We start from the raw sequence: 19,841 nt of genomic DNA on the forward strand, positions 1-19,841 counted from the left end.
GGCGCGGGGGGGGGGGGGGGCCCCCCCCCCCCCCCCGGCCCGCGGGCCGCCGCTCTGCGGTACTTTTCCGCGCGACGGCCTGCGGCGCGACGGCGGAATCAGCCTGCTTTTTTGCCCTGGCTGGCAACCGCGGCTTGCGCCTTCGCAATGGCTTCCTGGTCGCCCAGATAGTAGTGTTTGATCGGCTTCAGGTTCTCGTCGAGTTCATAGACGAGCGGCACGCCGTTCGGAATGTTCAGGCCGACGATGTCGTCGTCCGAGATGTCGTCGAGATACTTGACCAGCGCGCGGATCGAGTTGCCGTGCGCGGCGATCACGATGTTGCGGCCCGACTTGATGGCCGGCGCGATCGACTCGTTCCACAGCGGCAGCACCCGTGCGACCGTGTCCTTCAGGCACTCGGTGAGCGGCAGTTGTTCACGCGGCACCTTGGCGTAACGCGGATCGTCGTAGGGCGCGCGCTCGTCCGTCGGCTCCAGCGCCGGCGGCGGCGTATCGTAGCTGCGGCGCCAGACCAGCACCTGTTCGTCGCCGAATTTCGCGGCGGTTTCCGCCTTGTTAAGACCCGACAGCGCGCCGTAGTGGCGTTCGTTCAGACGCCACGAATGCACGACCGGCAGGTACATCAGATCCATCTTGTCCAGCACGTGCCACAAGGTGCGGATCGCGCGCTTGAGCACCGACGTGTAGGCGATGTCGAACGTGTAGCCGGAGTCCTTCAGCAGCGCGCCGGCTTGCTGCGCTTCCAGGTTGCCCTGCTCGGTGAGGTCGACGTCCACCCAGCCCGTGAAGCGGTTTTCCTTGTTCCACGTCGATTCGCCGTGGCGGATGAGAACGAGTTTGTACATGAGATTGCCGGTCGGTAGTAAGGAAGCGGTAAAGCGCAGCGAGGGTCCTTTAGAGGAGCGCCGCCATCGCGTCAGACGGTTATTTTATAATGGCTCGATTGCCCTTTTCGATTTCTCTCTTTTTCGGCGGATTTTCCGTGAAGTTTTTCACTGATTACACAAACCTTGTACTGATCGCGATCGTCCTCATCTCCGGTGGGTTGCTGCTGTGGCCGACGATCAGCCGGCGCGGCCGCGGCGGCCTGTCGGCTGCTGAAGCCACCCAACTGATCAACCGGCGCAACGCGGCGGTGATCGATCTACGCTCGTCCGCCGACTTCGCCAAAGGGCATTTGCCCGCGGCACGGCACCTTGAATTCGCGGAGTTGCAGGCGAAGGTCGCGCAACTCGTGAAGAACAAGAGCAACCCGGTGCTGCTGGTGTGCCAGACCGGCCAGCAGTCGAACAAGGCAGCGCGTATCGTGCAGGATGCAGGCTACGCGGAAGTCCACGTTCTCGAAGGCGGTGTCGACGCCTGGCAGAAAGCCGGTATGCCGGTTGTGAAACAAGGAGCAGCGAAGTGAACAAAGTGATCATGTACAGCACCCAGGTGTGCCCGTATTGCCAGATGGCCGAACGTCTTTTAAAGTCGCGCGGCGTCGAGCAGGTTGAAAAGGTACTGATCGACAAAGACCCGGCCCGTCGTGAGGAGATGATGACGCGGACCGGTCGTCGCACGGTGCCGCAAGTGTTCATCGGCGAGACGCATGTCGGCGGGTACGATGACCTGTCCGCGCTCGATCGCGCGGGCGGTTTGATGCCGCTGCTCGAAGCCGCCTGAGTTCGCGCGCCCCAGGGCGCGCGAGCGGGCGTGTGAAATACAAGCCGGCGCGTGTCTGTCCTGTCGGGACGGGCAAAGCGCCGCAACGATCTGGCGGCACATGCAATCATGCGCCGCCACCATGCATACCTATCAGGAATCACTCAATCATGTCCGACGAGAATAACCAGCCGTTCTTCAACATCCAGCGCATCTATTTGAAGGACATGTCGCTCGAGCAGCCGAATTCGCCGGGCATCTTCCTCGAGCAGGAAATGCCGTCGGTCGAAGTCGAAGTCGACGTGAAGGCCGAGCGCCTCGCCGACACCGTGTTCGAAATCCTCGTCACGGGCACGGTCACGGCCAAGGTGTCGGACAAGGTCGCATTCCTGATCGAAGCCAAGCAGGCCGGCATTTTCGATATCCGCAACATCCCGGCCGAGCAGATCGATCCGCTGGTCGGCATTGCCTGCCCGACGATCCTGTTCCCGTACCTGCGCTCGAACATCGCCGACGCGATCACCCGCGCCGGCTTCCCGCCGATCCACCTCGCCGAAATCAACTTCCAGGCGCTCTACGAGCAACGTCTCGCGCAGATGGGCAGCCAGGAAGGCGCGGCGCAGAACGGCGTCACGCACTAACGTGTCGCAAGCGGTGCCGGCTATGAAGGTTGCTGTCCTCGGCGCCGGCGCATGGGGCACGGCCCTCGCCGGCCATCTGGCCTCACGGCACGACACGGTGTTGTGGGCGCGCGAGCCCGCGCTGATCGCCGACCTCCACGCTTCGCACGAAAACGCCCGCTATCTGGCGGGCGTTGCTTTGCCGGCGGCGCTTCGCTACGAAGCGGACCTGAGCGCAGCGCTCGACCACGCGCTCGCCGACGACGCCTTGTGCGTCGTGGCGACACCGGTGGCCGGACTGCGCGGTCTGTTTCGCGCGATGCGCGACGCGGGCAAGGTGCCGGCGCACGTGGTGTGGTTGTGCAAGGGTTTCGAAGCTGATTCGCAGTTGCTGCCGCATCAGGTGGTCGCGGCCGAGTTGCCGGAGCATCGCAGCAACGGCGTGCTGTCGGGTCCGAGCTTCGCGCGCGAAGTCGGGCAGCGCTTGCCGGTTGCGCTGACGATCGCGAGCGCGTCGGCGGCGTGCCGCGAGCACACGGTCGCCGCATTTCATCATGACGCGATGCGCATCTATACCGGCGACGACATCGTCGGCGTGGAAGTGGGCGGCGCGGTGAAAAACGTGCTGGCCATTGCGACGGGCATTGCCGATGGTCTCGGCCTCGGCCTGAATGCGCGCGCGGCGCTGATCACGCGCGGGCTGGCTGAAATGTCGCGTCTCGGCGTGACGCTGGGCGGCCGGGCGGAAACGTTCACCGGCTTGACCGGCCTGGGCGATCTGATCCTGACCGCTACCGGCGATCTGTCGCGCAACCGCACGGTCGGTCTGCAACTCGCCGCGGGCCGGACGCTCGACGACATTCTCGGCGCCCTCGGTCACGTGGCCGAAGGCGTGCGTTGCGCGCAAGCGGTGCTCGCGATCGCACGCGCGCACGCGATCGAGATGCCGATCACGCAAGCGGTCTGTGCCGTGCTGTTCGACGGCGTCGCGCCTCGCGACGCCGTCAGCGCCCTGCTGCGGCGCGATTCCAAAGCTGAATAAGCGTTGTCTTTCAGCCGTTTAGCGCGCGTCAGCGTTGAACGGCTGCCCCTGATCGCTGTCCACGTTTTCATCGACGTTGCGGATCGGCGAGGCTCTCATGATCACTTTCAATGCCTGCACGCTGGAAGCGCGCGTGGTCGACATCACGACGCTCAATGTGGATGCGATCGTCAACGCGGCGAACACCTCGCTATTGGGCGGAGGCGGCGTGGACGGCGCAATCCATCGCGCGGCCGGCAAGGACTTGCTGCGCGAATGCGAAACGCTGGGTGGCTGTGCGACAGGCGATGCGAAACTCACGCGCGGCTACCGCTTGCCGGCCACGCACGTGATTCACGCGGTCGGCCCGGTGTGGCGAGGCGGCGCGCATGGCGAAACCGATCTGCTCGCGTCGTGCTACCGGCGCTCGCTGGAACTGGCGCACGACGCGCGGTGCAAGAGCATTGCGTTTCCCGCAATCAGTTGCGGCATCTACCGTTTCCCCGCCGAGGACGCGGTGCGGATCGCGCTCGCCACGGTGCTCGACACGTTGCCGCGCACCCCGCAAATCGAACAGGTGGTGTTCGCCTGCTTCGACGACGCGATGTTCGCGCGCTATGAAGCCGAAATCAAACGCTGTCAGGCGCCGCCGTCGAAGCCGGTCTGACGCCACGCTTCGAACACCACGACCGCGACGGTATTCGACAGATTCAGGCTGCGGTTGCCGGGGCGCATCGGCAGACGCACACGCTGATCGTTGGCGAACTGGTCGAGCACCGCGTCGGGCAGGCCGCGCGTTTCGGCGCCGAACACGAACCAGTCACCCGACTGGAACGCATGCTCGTGAAAGCGGCCCGAGCCGCGTGTGGTGAACGCGAACATGCGCGCCGCGTCCGGCGTTTCTTTCGCAACGAACGCGGCCCAATCGGCATGCACATTCATTTGCGCATATTCGTGATAGTCGAGGCCGGCGCGCCGCAGCTTGGCGTCGTCGAGCGGAAAGCCGAGCGGCTCGATCAGATGGAGCCGCGCGCCGGTGTTGGCGCACAGGCGAATCACGTTGCCGGTGTTCGGCGGAATTTCCGGTTCTACGAGAACGACATTGAACATAGTGAGACCACGTGGAGACTAGTTTTTCGGTGTGCGCAGCGCGACGAAGTTCGTGACCCGCCGCGCCCCGGCGGCTTTGAGCGTTCGCGCGAGCGCTTCGAGCGTCGCGCCGGTCGTCATCACATCGTCGACGATGCCGACGTGCAGACCGCGCACCGCTCGCGTAACCCTGAATGCGCCGCCGACGTTCAGGCGGCGCGCGTCGAGATCGAGCCGCGACTGCGGCGCGGTGTGGACCACCCGCTGCAGCAAGGTGGCGTCGCTGCGTACATTCAGCGCGCGAGCCAAGGGCCTCGCGATCTGCCAAGCCTGGTTGTAGCCGCGCTCGCTCAGACGTTGGCCGGCGAGCGGCACCGGCGCGATCACCTCGGGCCAGTCGGATTCGTCTTGCCGGCCGTCTTGCCCGAGCCGCGCGAGGCGCTGCGCGAACTCACGCGCGAGCATCAGCCGCGCGCGGAATTTCAGGCCGACCGCCAGCGTGTCGAGCGGTGCGCGGTAGTCGGCGAGCGCGAAGGTCGCATCGAACGGCGGCGGCTCGGCAACGCAGTCCGCGCAACGATAGCGCGCGCGACTCGCCCGCCGCGTCGCCGGCAAAGGCACCGCGCACACCGCGCAACGCAGGCGGCTCTCGTTCCAGTACCCGTCGTCGCAGCCAGCGCACAAGGTCTTGTGCGACATATTGCCGCATAACGCGCAAAGGTTCGGCAATGCGGCGTGCATTACATGCGGCCAGGCCGAATGCAGATGGCGCGCGAAACCCGCGAAGCTGCTGTCGCACGAGGTGGAAAATGGTCGCAATGACACGAGTGGCGCCCGCGAAGGCCTTTCACGCTGAATGCAGGGAAGCGAACGAGTATACTTCCTGCTCTACGCCAGCACGACACTCATGCCCCCAACTTCCGCTCAATCTGGCCGTCCGGCCTATGATTCCCGGCGCCTAAGGCGTATTTTCGACCGCCGCGCCGCGACCTTCGGCGAGGTTGCGTTCCTGCCGCGCGAGATTGCGCAGCGCATGCGCGAGCGTCTCGATTACATCAAGGTTGCACCCTCCAGCGTGCTCGATGCCGGTTGCGGCGCGGGCGAAGACATCCCCGGATTGCGCGAGCGCTTTCCCGAGGCGCCGGTGTTCGGCTCCGATCTGTCGCACGGCATGCTGACGCGCGCGTTGCACCACGATGCCGGCGACACGAGCTGGCGGCGCTTTCTGCCGGCGTCGCTCGGCAAGGCGCTCGGGGCGCGTGGCCCGCGGTTCGCGCAGGCCGACTTCTCGGCGCTGCCGTTCGGGTCCGGCGCCTTTGAATTCATCTGGTCCAATCTCGCGCTGCATTGGCACTCGCGGCCCGATCTCGTGTTCCCCGAGTGGCAGCGCGTGCTCAAGGTGAACGGCCTGCTGATGTTCAGCACGCTCGGCCCGGACACGCTCAAGGAATTGCGTGGCGCCTATGCCGAGGTCGAGGCCGCGCACGGCGTGGCGTCGCGCAAGCATGTGATCGACTTTGTCGACATGCACGACCTCGGCGATATGCTGGTCGAAAGTGGATTCGAAATTCCCGTGATGGACCAGGAAACGCTCACCATCACCTACAAGTCACCTGAGTCGCTGCTCGCCGACGTCCGCCGCTGGGGCGCGTATCCGTTCGAGCGCGAAGCATGGTCCGGCGTTGCCGCGCGCAGGCTGCACAAGGCCTTGCTGGCGGCGCTCGAAGCGCGCCGCCGGGCCGACGGCACGATCGCGCTGACCTTCGAGGTGATCTACGGACACGCATGGAAAGCAGTGCCGCGCACTACGGCAGAAGGACACGGCATCGTGCGAATCGAGGACATCGGACGAGGTTCGTCGAGGAATCGTTGAAGCGGTAAAGAGGGCATCCGTTATGTCTGAAATTTGCACCTCGCAAGACCCGCAAAAGGCGGGTCAAAACAGCGCTAAGGCTTGTCACGCCTGGCTTGTGGGCCAATCGGGGCTTGCTTGTGGATGCTATGGATCGCGCCTATAATGCGTCAGTTTGTCGTCCGGAGTTCCCACATTTGGGGCGGCAGGCCCGAGGCGCAGGGCTGCAACATGAAGTGACGCGGTAGGGTTCGCGCGGCCGGAATCGATGGCCGCAAGAATTGGCCGAAGGCGGTGATTCGCGGGAGGCAGCGGTGGACGCAACAGATCTGCTGGCGGATTCAGAACCGGTCCTCAAAGACTGGACGATGAAACGCAACTGTTCGATGTCGCCGCGGCAGTTCGTCTGTCTCTATGTGTCGCTTGCGTTGTTCTCGTTGGCAATTGCTTTCATGCTGGTTCTGGTCGGCGCCTGGCTGGTGTTGCCGTTCACCGGAATCGAATTGCTCGCGGTGGGCATCGCGTTTGCCATTTATGCGCGTCATGCTGTCGATTACGAACGCATCCGGTTGTTTCCGAACCGGCTGGTGATCGAGCAGGTCAGCGCCGAGCAGCTCACGCAGTTCGAATTCAATCCGCGCTGGGTGCGGGTCGAGCCGGGCTCAACGCCGCGTGACCAGATCAAACTGGTCTCGCGCGGCCAGACGATCATGATCGGGCAACATCTCGCGCAGTATCGGCGCGCGCAGTTCGCAGGCGAATTGCGTATGTGGCTCTCGCGTTGTTAGACGCGGCGGGGCACGCGCGGTTCAAGGGGAGCGCGGGACAGGCCAGCGGGGTCGAGGGTTTGAATGGAAAATTTGGGTAAGGAAGCTATGAAAACAATCAAGCGAGCGCTCATGAGCGTGCTGGCGATGAGCGGACTGCTTTTCGCCGGTGCCGCCCTGGCAGTGGGCGATGCTCCGGGCGGCCCTGCCGTCAACGCGATCAATCTCCAGCCGCCTGCGTCGAGAATCGCTGAGGAGCTCTTCAGCCTCCACATGTTCATGCTGGCTCTTTGTACGGTCATCTTTGTCGGCGTGTTCGCCGTCATGTTCTATTCGATCTTTGCTCACCGCAAATCGAAGGGCCACCAAGCTTCGAATTTCCACGAAAGCACCACCGTCGAAATCATCTGGACGATCGTGCCGTTCGTGATCGTCGTGCTGATGGCGCTGCCCGCCACGAAGGCCGTCGTCGCGATGAAGGACACCACCAACGCGGACCTCACGATCAAGGTCACCGGCTACCAGTGGAAATGGGGCTACGACTACGTGAAGGGCCCGGGCGAGGGCATCGGGTTCCTGTCCACGCTGGCCACGCCGCGCGCCGAAACCGAAGGCCGCAAGCCGATTTCCACGCTGTATCTGCAGGAAGTCGACAATCCACTGGTCGTCCCGGTCGACAAGAAAATCCGCATCATCACCACCGCGAACGACGTGGTCCACTCCTGGTACGTGCCGGCCTTCGGCGTGAAGCAGGACGCGATTCCGGGCTTCGTGCGCGACACGTGGTTCAAGGCTAACCGGGTCGGCACGTTCCGCGGCTTCTGTACCGAACTGTGCGGCAAGGAACACGCGTTCATGCCGGTCGTGGTCGAGGTGCTGTCAGCCGAAGACTACGCGAAGTGGGTCGACGAGCAGAAGAAGAAAATGGCCGCCGGCCAGGACGATCCGAACAAGACCTACACGATGGCCGAGCTGATGGATCGCGGCGGCAAGGTGTACGCGGCGAACTGCGCGGTCTGTCACCAGCCGACCGGCAAGGGCGCGGGCGCATTCCCGGCGCTCGACGGCAGCAAGATCGCCAATGGCGCGATCGCCGAGCACGTGAGCCTGGTGCTGAAGGGCAAGAACGCGATGCCTTCGTGGGCGCCGACGTTGAACGACGTCGAAATCGCATCGGTGATCACGTATGAACGCAACTCGTGGGGCAACCACACAGGCGACATTCTCCAGCCGAAGCAGGTGGCGGACGCCCGTAACGGCAAGTTGCCGGAAGGCGGCAACCACCTGACCGACGCGGGTGCAGCGGCAAGCGGCGCAGCGGCGGCTTCGGGCGCGGAAACTGCGGCGGCCGGTTCGGACAGCGCGGCGCCGGCGCCGGAAGCACTGCCGGCCAGCATCTACTTCGACACCGGCAAGAGCACGCTGCCGGCCGACGCTAAAGCTGCGGTCGACGCGGCGGCAGCCTACGCGAAAGCGCATCCGGATGCGAAATTCACGCTGTCGGGCTTCACCGACGCCACCGGCTCCGCCGACATCAACGCGAAGCTCGCGAAGAGTCGTGCCGAAGCGGTGCGCGACGCGCTGAAAGCAGCCGGCATTGCCGAAGACCATATTATTTTGAAGAAGCCGGAAACGATCACGGGCGGCACCGACGCGAAAGAAGCCCGGCGTGTTCAGATCAGCCCGGCTGCCTGACGTGTTCATGGTCAGCACCGCAGTATTCGCTTTAGGAGATTGTCATGTCTAGCATCGGACACGATGTAGTCGCAGGCCACGAGCACGTGCACGGCGACCATGCCCACGAAACACCGCATGGCTGGCGCCGTTGGCTGTTCGCAACCAACCACAAGGACATCGGTACGCTGTACCTGATCTTCTCGTTCACCATGTTCCTCTCCGGGGGCGTGATGGCGCTGATGATCCGTGCCGAACTGTTCGAGCCGGGCTTGCAGATCATGCGTCCCGAGTTCTTCAACCAGTTGACCACCATGCACGGGCTGATCATGGTGTTCGGCGCGATCATGCCGGCCTTCGTCGGCTTCGCGAACTGGATGGTGCCGCTGCAGATCGGCGCCTCGGACATGGCTTTCGCGCGGATGAACAACTTCAGCTTCTGGCTGCTGCCGGTGGCGGCGGTGCTGCTGGTGGGTTCGTTCTTCTCGCCGGGCGGTGCGACCGCTGCGGGCTGGACGCTCTACGCGCCGTTGTCCACGCAGATGGGCCCGGGCATGGACTTCGCGATTTTCGCGGTCCACTTGATGGGCGCGTCGTCGATCATGGGCGGTATCAACATCGTCGTGACGATTCTGAACATGCGCGCGCCCGGCCTCACGCTGATGAAGATGCCGATGTTCGTCTGGACGTGGCTGATTACCGCGTATCTGCTGATCGCCGTGATGCCGGTGCTCGCAGGCGCGATCACCATGGTGCTGTTCGACCGTCACTTCGGCACGTCGTTCTTCAACGCGGCAGGCGGCGGCGACCCCGTGATGTACCAGCACATCTTCTGGTTCTTCGGGCACCCCGAGGTGTACATCATGATCTTGCCGGCGTTCGGGATCGTGTCGCAGGTGATCCCGGCGTTCTCGCGCAAGCCGCTGTTCGGCTATAGCTCGATGGTGTACGCGACTTCGTCGATTGCGATTCTGTCGTTCATGGTCTGGGCGCACCACATGTTCGCCACCGGCATGCCGGTGACGGGCCAACTGTTCTTCATGTACGCGACGATGCTGATCGCCGTGCCGACCGGCGTGAAGGTGTTCAACTGGGTCGCGACGATGTGGCGCGGATCGCTCAGCTTCGAAACGCCGATGCTGTTCGCGGTCGGCTTCCTGCTGGTGTTCACGTTCGGCGGTCTGTCGGGCCTGATGCTCGCAATGGCGCCGCTCGACATCCAGTATCACGGCACTTACTTCGTGGTGGCGCACTTCCACTATGTGCTGGTGGCGGGCTCGCTGTTCGCGCTGTTCTCCGGCTGGTACTACTGGGCGCCCAAGTGGACCGGCTGGATGTACAACGAAACGCGCGGCAAGATTCACTTCTGGGCGTCGATGTTCTTCTTCAACCTCGCGTTCCTGCCGATGCACTTCGTCGGTCTCGCAGGTATGCCGCGTCGTTACGCAGACTACCCGGCACAGTTCACCGACTGGAACCAGGTCATCTCGATCGGCGCGTTCGGCTTCGGTCTGGCACAGGTGTACTTTCTGTTCGCGGTCGCGCTGCCGGCCTACCGTGGCGGCGGCGAGCACGAAGTGGCTGGCGACAAGCCGTGGGACGGCGCAACGGGCCTGGAATGGACCGTGCCGAGCCCGGCTCCGTTCCACACGTTCGAACACCCGCCGACCGTCGAGTAAGCGGTCTTCGGCGAGATGCCCGGCTTCGGCGGCGCGCTATAGCGTCGAGTGGAACCGGGCACCCGCCGGGCGGCGGCAGCAACAACCCGCCGCCGGTCACGGAAAGTATTCAGAAAGTCGAGCATGACGCGCAATCCACAGGAAAGACGTACACCCGAACAGATTCGCGCGGGCAACAGGCGGATAGGTCTTGTGATGTTCATCATCGCGGCGATTTTTTTCGCGAGTGTCATCATCAAGCAGTGGTTTTTCACCTGACGCGACCGTTGGAGTCTGTCTGCAGGTTTGTTGAGGATTGAGATGTCGACGCAACCGCCGGCTCAGGCCGATCGTTCTTTCAACCGTTCGATGCTGATCAAGCTGCTCATCGTCGCGTTGATGATGTTCGGTTTCGGTTTCGCGCTGATACCGATGTATCGCGCGATCTGCCAGATCACCGGCATCAACAACCTCGTGCAGCGCGATGCCACGGCGCGCGAGGCGAAGAATACGCAAGTCGACATGAGCCGCACGATTTCGATCGAATTCGACGCGAACGCGCGCGGCCCATTGGGATTCAAGCCGGAGCAGCGCAGCCTCGACGTGCATCCGGGCGAAGTGACGACGGTGATATACGAGGTCAGCAACGAACAGGCGCGCACGATTCAGGCGCAAGCCATTCCGAGCTACGCGCCGAAGCAGGCCACCGAGTACTTCAAGAAGATCGAGTGTTTCTGCTTTACGCAGCAGACGTTGACGGCGAATCAGACCAAGCGGATGCCGGTGGTGTTCGTGGTCGATCCGAAGTTGCCGAAGGATGTGAAGACGATCACGTTGTCGTACACGTTCTTCGAATTGAACACGCCGGCAGCGGCGACGGCTGGGAGCGCGGCGCCCACGGCCAGAACCGCGGCGACCTCCGCCAATCCCGCCTGACGGCGCGAGCCGCGGGCGAAGGAAGACGAGACAAGATGAGCGATAACGGCGGCAGCCCGCGCAAGAGCAGTTTCGGCCAGTCGATGCGTGCCGTGTTCTGGTCGTTTTTCGGCGTGCGAAAGCGGCGCGATCTGGAAGCGGATGCGGCGCAACTGAACCCGCTGCATGTGATCGCGGCCGCGTTGATCAGTGCGGCGATCCTGATCGGCGTGCTGATTCTGGTTGTGCGCGCTGTAGTGGGATAGACGTTCAGGCGCGCGCGGCAGGGCGAGCAAAGCAGGGCCCACGAATTAGAGTGAAGCGGTGCGGTATTGACGCGCTGCCGAAGATACAGCCGGACATTCCGGAACAACTGGACTGAAGTGGAGAATCAAGAATGAGCGGTCAAAACGAGAGCCCGTACTATTTCGTACCGCATCCGTCGCGGCATCCGATCAGCGCCGCGGTCGGGTTGCTGGTCATGCTCGGATCGCTTGCGGCCTGGATCAACGAGCATGACTGGGCGCCGATCGGCGTCGTCGCCGGCTTGTTGTGGCTGCTCTTTACGCTGTGGCACTGGTTCGGTGACGCGATCGCCGAGTCCGAAGGCGGCATGTACGGCAAGAATGTCGACAAGTCGTATCGTTGGAGCATGAGCTGGTTCATCTTCTCCGAAGTGATGTTCTTCGGCGCGTTCTTCGGCGCGTTGTTCTATGCACGCGAAATCGCGATGCATCAGCTCGGCAGCCTCGACTACAAGCTGATCTGGCCGGATTTCTCGGCGGTGTGGCCGAACAACGGTCCGGCAGCGCTGGTCTCGACCTACAAGTCGATGCAGCCGTGGCCGGTGCCGACCATCAACACGGCGCTACTGTTGTCGTCGGGTGCCACGCTGACGGTGTCGCACCATGCGCTGCGTGAAAACCATCGCAAGAAGGCAATCATCTGGCTGGCTGCTACGCTCGTGCTGGGCGTCTGCTTCCTGTTCCTGCAAGGCTTCGAATACTTCCATGCGTACAACGAACTGAATCTGACGCTGGCGTCGGGCGTGTATGGTTCGACGTTCTTCCTGCTGACGGGCTTCCACGGTTTCCACGTGTTCCTCGGCGGCACGATGCTGGCCGTGGTGCTGGCGCGGTTGATCCGCGGCCACTTCACGGCGGAGCATCACTTCGCGTTCGAAGGGGCGGCCTGGTACTGGCACTTCGTGGACGTCGTGTGGCTTGGGCTGTACGTCGTCGTGTACTGGCTGTAACGGAGTCCGGCCCGCGCCGACCGGCTATCCGGCATGCGCAGGTCGTTCGCGCAACGTCCCGCGGGGCGGCGCGCACGAGCAGTAGGCAAGGACCCAAGCAGCGCCGCCCTCGACCTGTCAGGGCGGCGTTTTGTTTGGCGGCGCGGAAATTGTTGCGCGGGACTCAACGCCCGTAAGGAATACCGGTCGACTGAATCCAACCCATCCAGTGTGCGAACAGGATGAACAGGAACAGCGAGATAGACAGGCCGACCCGTGTGGCGAGCGACCAGACCATCCGCTTGGTTTTGCCCTTGTCATGCATCATGAAGTACAACGCCGACACCATGCTGGCGATGATCAGAGCGAAGGCAATGGGAACGAGAATGTGCATGGAACTGGCTGAAACCAGGAAGCGCAGAGGCAAGAAGTTTATTATCGCACCGCGCGCGGGCGTTTGCCGCCGGTTCCAGAGGGCGCGGCAAGCAGTGCCGGAGCGTGTTCAATGAAGATCCGCGTGATTCCCGCGCTGCTGATTCTGCTGGTGATCGTCGTGACCGTGCGGCTCGGTTTCTGGCAGCGCGATCGCGCGCATCAGAAGGAAGCGCTCGAAGCGCACATCACGCAGTTCGAAAACGCACCCGCCCAGCCGGTGAGCGCCGCGCCGGTCGCGCTGAAGGACATCGAATTTCATCGCGTGAAAGCGCGCGGCAGTTTTGTCGCGGACAAGGTCGTGTACCTGGATAATCGTCCGTATAACGATCAGCCGGGCTTTTACGTCGTGATGCCTTTTAAACTGGCCGACGGCGGCTACGTGCTGGTCAATCGCGGCTGGCTGCCGCGCAACATGAGCAATCGCGAGACCATCGCGCCGTACACGACGCCGCAAGGCGAAATCGAGATCGAAGGGATCGCGCGCGCCGATGCGTCGCGCGCCTTCGAGTTGGGGCAGGGCGGCTCGGCTGCGCATCAGTTGATCCGCCAGAATCTGGATATCGCCGCGTACGCCGCCGAAACCGGCTTGCCGCTGCAATCGTTCGTGATCCAGCAACTGAGCGACGACGGCGACAAGCTGGTTCGTGACTGGCCCGCGCCGACTAGCGGCGTCGAGCGCAACTACGGTTATATGTTCCAGTGGTGGGGCATGGCGGCCGCGGCGTTGGCCTTCGGCCTGTACGCCGCGCGGCGCGCCGCGAGGAAAGAACGCGCGCCGGGCGCTTAAACAGGAAAGAACCCTGGCCAGTCCGTCGCGCAATAGGCAAGAACGCGCTTCGCACGTAGTGGGACAATGCACGCGCCGCGCGCGTATCGCAGCACATGGGGCTTGCCGGTCCAGCGAAGGGCCGGCAAGCCGCGCAATCATTGAAAGAGGTCCGTAGTGTCGACGCAATCTCCCCGTTCGCCGCAAGCCGGCAAATCCGCCGCCCCGAAAACGATGCCCGGTCAACCCAACGGCAAAGGCTCGTGGCAGCGCGGCCGCTGGATGCTATTGCTGCTGGCGATCATCTGCGCCGCGCCGATCGCCGTGTCGTATTTCATGTACTACGTGATCAAGCCGAGCGGCGGCAGCACGAGCTACGGCACGCTGGTCGAGCCGCAACGGCCGATCCCCGAATCGCTCGTGGTCACCGGCGAGGACGGCAAGCCGGTGAAGCTCGCGACGCTGCGCGGCCACTGGCTGCTGATTTCGGTCGACAGCAGCGCGTGCGACAAAGCCTGCGTCACCAAGCTCTACTTCATGCGACAAATCCGCGCAGCCCAGGGCCCGGAACGCGAGCGCGTGGTGGAAGTGTGGCTGCGCACCGATGCAGGCAAGGTCGCCGACGTGATACAAACCGCCTATCCCGGCACCGAGATGCTGATCGCCGATCCGGCGCAAGTCTCCGCATGGCTGCCCGCTGACCAGGGCACCCAGATCACCGACCATATCTACATGGTCGATCCCAACGGCAATCTGATGATGCGTTTCCCGAAAGATCCGAACCCCAGCAAGATCAAGGGAGACGTGACCAAGCTGCTCAAATGGTCGAGCATCGGCTGATGCCGCAACCAGGGTAAGAAGAGATGTTCGTATTGCAACTGGCCCTGATCGGCCTGTGTATCGCGTTGTTGCCGCTGTCCTACGTATGGGTCAAGGCCGACGACAACAAATTCCGCAAGCTGGTCTGGCTGACCACCTTCCTGACGCTCGATCTGGTGATGTTCGGCGGTTTCACGCGCCTCACCGATTCCGGGCTTGGCTGTCCCGACTGGCCGGGCTGCTACGGCACGTCGTCGCCGTTCATCGCGCACGCGGCGATTGCAGCCGCGCATCAGGCCATGCCCACCGGGCCGGTCAGCATGACGAAGGCCTGGATCGAAATGATCCACCGTTACTTCGCGATGGCGATCGGCGTGCTGATCATCGCGCAGACGATCATTGCGTGGACGGCGCGCATCAAGCGCCGTCCGCTGCATGTGTCGCCGTGGTGGCCGACCTCGCTGCTCCTGCTGATCCTCGTGCAGGGCGCATTCGGCGCGTGGACCGTGACGATGAAACTGCAACCGGTCATCGTGACGACGCATCTGCTGCTCGGTCTCGCGCTGCTCGGCACGCTCGGCTGGCTGGCCGCGCGCCTCACGCCATTGCCCGCTTACGAACCCGAAGCCGCGCGCTGGCGCGCGGCGGCGCTGGCAGGTCTGGCGCTGCTGGTCGCGCAAATCGCCTTGGGCGGCTGGGTCAGCACGAACTACGCGGTGCTCGCCTGCACCGACTTCCCGACCTGCAACGGCCAATGGGTCCCGCCGATGGACTTCGCGCATGGCTTCCACCTCTGGCGTGCGCTCGGCATGACCGGCGACGGCGACGTGATCACCCAGGACGCGCTCGTGGCGATTCACTGGACGCACCGCACGTTTGCATTCGTGTTGATCGCCTATCTGCTGTGGTTCGCGTTGAAACTGCGCCGCTTCGAATCGGTGCGGCGGCCGGCGAACGGCGTGCTGCTGGTGGTGCTGGTCCAGTTCGTCACGGGGCTCTCGAACATCGTCCTGCAATGGCCTTTGCCGATTGCGGTCGCGCATAACGGTGGGGCCGCGGTCCTGCTGCTGTTGCTCGTTATGTTAAACTTTCGGATCGCTTATAGCCGTCCCGGCCGCGCCGTGCTCCCAGCGCGCGATGCCGCGCCAGCGTGACTCCACATGGACAGCACAACACTCTCCCAAACACCCGGTAGCCGGGTCTCCCAGTACATCGCCCTGACGAAGCCGCGCGTCACGCAACTCGCCGTGTTCTGCGCCGTCATCGGTATGTTCCTGTCGACGCCCGGCATGGTGCCGTGGACGGTGCTGATCGGCGGCACCGTCGGCATCTGGCTGCTGGCCGGTGCGGCATTCGCCATCAATTGCCTCGTCGAACAGAAAATCGACGCGAAAATGCGCCGCACTTCGTGGCGGCCGTCCGCTCGCGGCGAGATCACCACCGCGCAGATTCTGCTGTTTTCGGCGGTGCTCGGCGGCCTCGGCATGTGGACGCTTTACACGTTCGCCAACCCGCTGACCATGTGGCTGACGGTGGCCACCTTCGTCGGCTATGCGGTCATCTATACGCTGCTGCTCAAGCCGGCCACGCCGCAGAACATCGTGATCGGCGGCGCGTCGGGCGCAATGCCGCCGGCGCTAGGCTGGGCCGCGGTCACCGGGCACGTGCCGGGTGACGCCTGGATTCTGGTGCTGATCATCTTCGTGTGGACGCCGCCGCATTTCTGGGCGCTCGCGCTGTATCGCCGCAAAGACTACGAAAACGCCGGTCTGCCGATGCTGCCGAACACGCACGGCGAGAAGTACACGCGTCTGCATATCCTGCTGTACACGGTCATCCTGTTCGCGGTCACGCTGATGCCGTTCATCTCCGGCATGAGCGGCGTGGTTTATCTCGCGGCCGCCGTGCTGCTGGGTGCCGTGTTTCTCGGGTATGCGTGGAAGATCTATCGGGAGTACTCAGATGATCTGGCGCGCAGAACCTTCCGTTACTCGATCGTGTATCTGTCGCTGCTGTTCGCCGCGCTGCTGATCGACCACTATGCGCGCGTCCTGATCGGCGCGTAACACCATGTTCAACAACCGCTTCGCGCGCACGGCGCGTGCTGCTGTGATTGCTTGCGCGCTGGGCGGCGCGGTGCTGGCGGCGGGCTGCGGCAAGCAGCCGCCCGCGTTCCAGAATCTCGACATCACCGGCAATACCCAATTCGCGAGCGACTTCTCGCTGCCCGATACGTCCGGAAAAATCCGCACGATGGCGGATTACAAGGGCAAAGTCGTGGTGCTGTTCTTCGGCTACACGCATTGCCCGGATGTTTGTCCGACCACGATGGCGGAGCTTTCGCAGGCGTTGCAGCAACTCGGGCCGGAGGACGCGAAGCGCGTGCAGGTGCTGTTCGTCACCGTCGATCCCGAGCGCGACACGCCGACTTTGCTTGCGCAATACGTGCCCGCTTTCAATCCGACCTTCGTCGGCTTGCGTCCGGCCGATGACGCTCAACTCGCGAAGGTCGCGAAAGACTTCCGCGTTTACTACGCGAAGGTGCCGGGCAAGACGCCCGATAGCTACACGATGGATCACACGGCGGCGAGCTATGTGTTCGACACGCAAGGCAAGCTGCGTCTGTTCGCGCGTGACGGCCAGGGCGCCACGCCGTGGGTGCACGATATCAAGTTGCTGCTCGACTGATACGCGGCAGAATAGAGATGGGCGCGTGACCTGAGCACGCGCCCATTTTCACATCCCCTCGCTTTAATCAACTTCCAACCAGGCCCAACCCGGCCCGACCAGCCCTCAATCCGGCATCGGCAAATTCAACCCGGGCTCGAGACGCGTCGTCTTGAACTCCGTCACTTCGTAACGCGCGAGCTGCTGCTGCGCGAACGGATCGCTATCGAGGATCTGGTCCAGCTTTTCGCGCTCGATGCGCACCGCCAGAATGATGCCGCCGTCGCGCGGCACTTTCGGACCGGCCGCCACGAACACGCCCGCTTCGAACTGCTTCGCCAGAAACGCGCGATGCTCGTCCAGTGCGTCGTCGATACGTTCGAGCGATGCAGTGTAGATAAGGTTGATCACGTACATGTACGTTCTCGCAGGCAATGGAATGGGCCGCGCGCACTTCACATTCGTATGCACGGCCACGGCCTTGAATCATCAGTCAGCGGACGATTTGTTGCGCGCGATCAGGACTAACGCGTGCCGCCGCCGTGCAACGCAGCCCGTTTCCTTGCCGCCCTTCTCAAGTTGATCTCGCGCCGTGCCGATATACCTAGGGCAATCGTTTGCGCCGATCGCGACGCCGCAGGTTCGCGCCGCAAACTGAACACGGATCACACGAGAGAGACCACAACAATGAGCAGGATGAGTTTGAATCGCAAACTGTGGCTGTCGCTCGCGCTTGTATGGCTGGGGCTGCTTGGCGTCGGGCTGTGGAGCGCGGTCGAAACGCGCAGCACGATGCTGGCCGAGCGCAAGGCGGGCATGGTGAACCTCGTCGAGGCGGCGCAGGGCGTCGTGAGCGGCTACTACGCGCTGTCGCAGGGCGGCAAGATGAGCGAGGCCGACGCGCAGCGCGAAGCGCTCGCACGGCTTGCCACGATGCGCTACGGCGAGTCCGGTTACCTGTTCGTGATGGATTCGAAGCCGGTCGTGCTGATGCATCCGACGCTGCCGCAAATGGCCGGCAAGCCGGTCGGGGATTTCAAGGATCCGGACGGCAAGCTGCTGTACGTGGCGATCGTCGACGCGGCCAAGGCGAGCGGACGCGGTTTCGCGGAATATCGGGGACGTCTGCCGCACAGCGAAACGGCGGTGCCGAAGATCAGCTACGTGGTGCGTTTCGCGCCGTGGGACTGGAATATCACGAGCGGCGTGTTCATCAAGGACATCGACACGGCGTACTACGAAACGCTGCTCGGCCACCTCGTCGTCGTGCTGGTGATCGGCGCGGTCATTTCGCTGGCGATGGTGCTGATCATCCGCAACGTGCGCGCGAGTCTCGGCGGCGAGCCGGATCAGGCGGCGCGGCTCGCGGCCAGCATCGCGCAGGGTGATCTGACGCAAGCGGTCGAGGTGCGTCCGCAGGACACGACCAGCATGATGGCCGCGATGCATGAAATGCAGAACCGTTTGCAGCGCACGATCGGCGAAATCCGGCGTTCGGCGGAATCGATCGCGTCGGCGACCCAGCAGATTGCCGCCGGCAATGGCGATCTGTCGCAACGTACTGAGCAGCAGGCGGCGTCGCTGCAGGAGACCGCGGCGAGCATGGAAGAGCTGACCGCGACCGTCAAGCAGAACGCCGACAACGCGCGTCAGGCGAGCGGGCTCGCGCACAACGCGTCCGAAATCGCGACCCGCGGCAACGACGTGGTGAGCCGCGTGATCGGCACGATGGGGGAGATCAACGATAGCTCGCGGCAGATCGCGGACATCATCGGCGTGATCGAAGGGATCGCGTTCCAGACCAATATTCTTGCGCTGAACGCGGCGGTGGAAGCCGCCCGCGCCGGCGAGCAGGGGCGCGGTTTCGCGGTCGTCGCGGGCGAAGTGCGCAGCCTCGCGCAGCGTTCGGCGACGGCGGCCAAGGAGATCAAGCTGTTGATCAGCGCGTCGGTCGAGCGCGTGCACAATGGTTCGACGCTGGTCCAGCAGGCCGGCGCGACGATGGGCGAGATCCTGCAGGCGGTGCAGCGCGTCACCGACATCATGGGCGAGATCGCGGCGGCGTCGGAGGAGCAGAGCAGCGGCATCTCGCAGGTGGGCCGCGCCGTCTCGCAGATGGACGAAGTGACGCAGCAGAACGCCGCGCTAGTCGAGCAGGCGGCGGCCGCGGCGGCTTCGCTGCAGGATCAGGCCGGGCGGTTGCGCGACACGGTGAGCGCGTTTCGCGTGAATGGCGCGGCAACCGCGAGCGAGGGCGCTGTTGCCGGAACGGCGCGCCAAGCACCGGCGGCGCAGCCGGCCGCATCACGGGAGAGTGGCGCGGCGACTCTGGCCAAAGCCGCGGCACGCACCGAACCGAAGGTGCCTGCGCCTGGGGCGGCATCGACGAGCCCGAGGGCCGTGTCGGCGCGCACCCCTGCCGACGCGACAAGGTCCGCCCGCGCGACAGCCACGCTTATTGCCGCCGACAGCGACTGGACCACCTTCTAACCTCCCTGCCGACCGCGGTAGTCCCGCACGCGGTCCCGCGCCGTTTCATACGCATATCCATATGCGATCGCGGTATTTCCCATCCCGCTGCGCATATGAGACCATTTACGATCCAGTTGGCGGCGCACGCGCATCTGCGTGTGCCGCAGCCGGCTCCCCGGATCTGACACCGATCAGAGAATTGACG

General features: G+C 63.9%; 24 protein-coding genes. 19 read left to right on the forward strand and 5 right to left on the reverse strand.

All coding sequences use genetic code 11. From position 1 onward, the window contains the following. Positions 1-98 precede the first annotated feature (98 nt). Entirely contained in the window at positions 99-848 is a 750-nt protein-coding gene (gene gpmA / locus PQR02_RS28780) for a 2,3-diphosphoglycerate-dependent phosphoglycerate mutase (protein WP_408239464.1), read from the reverse strand. Between the two features lie 137 nt (positions 849-985). Between gpmA and PQR02_RS28785 the strand changes: the two genes are divergently transcribed. From PQR02_RS28785 to PQR02_RS28805, 5 genes are all read left to right on the forward strand, one after another. Continuing rightward, the gene (locus PQR02_RS28785; RefSeq protein ID WP_149668531.1) at positions 986-1,411 is read left to right on the forward strand and encodes a rhodanese-like domain-containing protein; all 426 of its coding nucleotides are present in this window, start codon (positions 986-988) and stop codon (positions 1,409-1,411) included. Beyond that, positions 1,408-1,668: a glutaredoxin 3 gene (gene grxC, locus PQR02_RS28790; RefSeq protein WP_149668530.1), complete on the forward strand. Its 261-nt coding sequence runs from the start codon at positions 1,408-1,410 to the stop codon at positions 1,666-1,668. Before PQR02_RS28785 ends, grxC begins: the two co-directional genes overlap by 4 nt. Positions 1,669-1,817: 149 nt before the next feature. Continuing rightward, the gene (secB, locus tag PQR02_RS28795; protein ID WP_074762880.1) at positions 1,818-2,288 is read left to right on the forward strand and encodes a protein-export chaperone SecB; all 471 of its coding nucleotides are present in this window, start codon (positions 1,818-1,820) and stop codon (positions 2,286-2,288) included. Positions 2,289-2,310: 22 nt separating this feature from the next. Then, on the forward strand, positions 2,311-3,309 hold the full coding sequence (locus tag PQR02_RS28800; protein ID WP_408239469.1) for an NAD(P)H-dependent glycerol-3-phosphate dehydrogenase: 999 nt from the start codon (positions 2,311-2,313) through the stop codon (positions 3,307-3,309). A 97-nt stretch (positions 3,310-3,406) separates the two neighbouring features. Then, positions 3,407-3,955: an O-acetyl-ADP-ribose deacetylase gene (locus PQR02_RS28805; protein ID WP_408239472.1), complete on the forward strand. Its 549-nt coding sequence runs from the start codon at positions 3,407-3,409 to the stop codon at positions 3,953-3,955. Here PQR02_RS28805 and trmL read toward each other — a convergent pair. Both trmL and PQR02_RS28815 read right to left on the reverse strand, forming a co-directional pair. Beyond that, on the reverse strand, positions 3,928-4,398 hold the full coding sequence (gene trmL, locus PQR02_RS28810) for a tRNA (uridine(34)/cytosine(34)/5-carboxymethylaminomethyluridine(34)-2'-O)-methyltransferase TrmL (RefSeq protein WP_408239475.1): 471 nt from the start codon (positions 4,396-4,398) through the stop codon (positions 3,928-3,930). The two genes, PQR02_RS28805 and trmL, sit on opposite strands and share 28 nt — an antisense overlap. An 18-nt stretch (positions 4,399-4,416) precedes the next feature. Further along, complete coding sequence (locus tag PQR02_RS28815; protein WP_408239589.1) at positions 4,417-5,118, reverse strand: ComFC family protein; 702 nt, start codon at positions 5,116-5,118, stop codon at positions 4,417-4,419. 166 nt (positions 5,119-5,284) lie between these two features. Here PQR02_RS28815 and PQR02_RS28820 point away from each other — a divergent pair, with 166 nt between their 5' ends. From PQR02_RS28820 to PQR02_RS28855, 8 genes are all read left to right on the forward strand, one after another. Beyond that, positions 5,285-6,250 carry a methyltransferase domain-containing protein gene (locus PQR02_RS28820; RefSeq protein ID WP_408239478.1) on the forward strand — a complete coding sequence of 322 codons (966 nt, stop codon included), beginning with the start codon at positions 5,285-5,287 and terminating at the stop codon, positions 6,248-6,250. Between the two features lie 293 nt (positions 6,251-6,543). Next, complete coding sequence (locus PQR02_RS28825) at positions 6,544-7,017, forward strand: DUF2244 domain-containing protein (protein WP_408239481.1); 474 nt, start codon at positions 6,544-6,546, stop codon at positions 7,015-7,017. Between the two features lie 63 nt (positions 7,018-7,080). Continuing rightward, entirely contained in the window at positions 7,081-8,691 is a 1,611-nt protein-coding gene (gene coxB / locus PQR02_RS28830; protein ID WP_408239484.1) for a cytochrome c oxidase subunit II, read from the forward strand. 44 nt (positions 8,692-8,735) lie between these two features. Further along, positions 8,736-10,349 (forward strand): cytochrome c oxidase subunit I, encoded by a 1,614-nt coding sequence (gene ctaD / locus PQR02_RS28835; protein WP_408239487.1) that lies wholly within the window; start codon positions 8,736-8,738, stop codon positions 10,347-10,349. A 123-nt stretch (positions 10,350-10,472) separates the two neighbouring features. Next, the gene (locus PQR02_RS28840; protein WP_408239490.1) at positions 10,473-10,607 is read left to right on the forward strand and encodes a cytochrome oxidase small assembly protein; all 135 of its coding nucleotides are present in this window, start codon (positions 10,473-10,475) and stop codon (positions 10,605-10,607) included. Between the two features lie 42 nt (positions 10,608-10,649). After that, positions 10,650-11,264 (forward strand): cytochrome c oxidase assembly protein, encoded by a 615-nt coding sequence (locus tag PQR02_RS28845; RefSeq protein WP_408239493.1) that lies wholly within the window; start codon positions 10,650-10,652, stop codon positions 11,262-11,264. A gap of 35 nt (positions 11,265-11,299) precedes the next feature. Further along, positions 11,300-11,509 (forward strand): DUF2970 domain-containing protein, encoded by a 210-nt coding sequence (locus PQR02_RS28850; protein WP_149668521.1) that lies wholly within the window; start codon positions 11,300-11,302, stop codon positions 11,507-11,509. A gap of 131 nt (positions 11,510-11,640) precedes the next feature. Then, positions 11,641-12,498 carry a cytochrome c oxidase subunit 3 gene (locus tag PQR02_RS28855; RefSeq protein WP_408239497.1) on the forward strand — a complete coding sequence of 286 codons (858 nt, stop codon included), beginning with the start codon at positions 11,641-11,643 and terminating at the stop codon, positions 12,496-12,498. 163 nt (positions 12,499-12,661) lie between these two features. Here the strand turns inward: PQR02_RS28855 and PQR02_RS28860 are convergent, their stop codons facing one another. After that, the gene (locus PQR02_RS28860; RefSeq protein WP_121316432.1) at positions 12,662-12,871 is read right to left on the reverse strand and encodes a twin transmembrane helix small protein; all 210 of its coding nucleotides are present in this window, start codon (positions 12,869-12,871) and stop codon (positions 12,662-12,664) included. Positions 12,872-12,982: 111 nt separating this feature from the next. Here PQR02_RS28860 and PQR02_RS28865 point away from each other — a divergent pair, with 111 nt between their 5' ends. From PQR02_RS28865 to PQR02_RS28885, 5 genes are all read left to right on the forward strand, one after another. After that, positions 12,983-13,699: an SURF1 family protein gene (locus tag PQR02_RS28865; RefSeq protein WP_408239500.1), complete on the forward strand. Its 717-nt coding sequence runs from the start codon at positions 12,983-12,985 to the stop codon at positions 13,697-13,699. A gap of 156 nt (positions 13,700-13,855) precedes the next feature. Then, positions 13,856-14,518 (forward strand): SCO family protein, encoded by a 663-nt coding sequence (locus PQR02_RS28870; RefSeq protein ID WP_408239503.1) that lies wholly within the window; start codon positions 13,856-13,858, stop codon positions 14,516-14,518. A gap of 23 nt (positions 14,519-14,541) precedes the next feature. Further along, the gene (locus PQR02_RS28875) at positions 14,542-15,651 is read left to right on the forward strand and encodes a COX15/CtaA family protein (RefSeq protein WP_408239506.1); all 1,110 of its coding nucleotides are present in this window, start codon (positions 14,542-14,544) and stop codon (positions 15,649-15,651) included. A 6-nt stretch (positions 15,652-15,657) separates the two neighbouring features. After that, complete coding sequence (gene cyoE, locus PQR02_RS28880; protein WP_408239509.1) at positions 15,658-16,563, forward strand: heme o synthase; 906 nt, start codon at positions 15,658-15,660, stop codon at positions 16,561-16,563. 4 nt (positions 16,564-16,567) lie between these two features. After that, the gene (locus PQR02_RS28885) at positions 16,568-17,185 is read left to right on the forward strand and encodes an SCO family protein (RefSeq protein WP_408239512.1); all 618 of its coding nucleotides are present in this window, start codon (positions 16,568-16,570) and stop codon (positions 17,183-17,185) included. Between the two features lie 105 nt (positions 17,186-17,290). On the opposite strand, the gene PQR02_RS28890 is transcribed toward PQR02_RS28885, so the two are convergent. Continuing rightward, a complete protein-coding gene (locus PQR02_RS28890; protein WP_408239515.1) occupies positions 17,291-17,581 on the reverse strand; it encodes a YciI family protein in 291 nt (96 codons plus the stop codon). Between the two features lie 279 nt (positions 17,582-17,860). On the opposite strand from PQR02_RS28890, the gene PQR02_RS28895 reads away from it, so the two are divergent. Beyond that, positions 17,861-19,654, forward strand: a complete 1,794-nt coding sequence (locus PQR02_RS28895; RefSeq protein ID WP_408239518.1) for a methyl-accepting chemotaxis protein — start codon at positions 17,861-17,863, stop codon at positions 19,652-19,654. Positions 19,655-19,841 lie beyond the last annotated feature (187 nt).

Source organism: Paraburkholderia sediminicola, from assembly GCF_046026895.1.
Taxonomy (GTDB): Bacteria; Pseudomonadota; Gammaproteobacteria; order Burkholderiales; family Burkholderiaceae; genus Paraburkholderia; species Paraburkholderia sediminicola_C.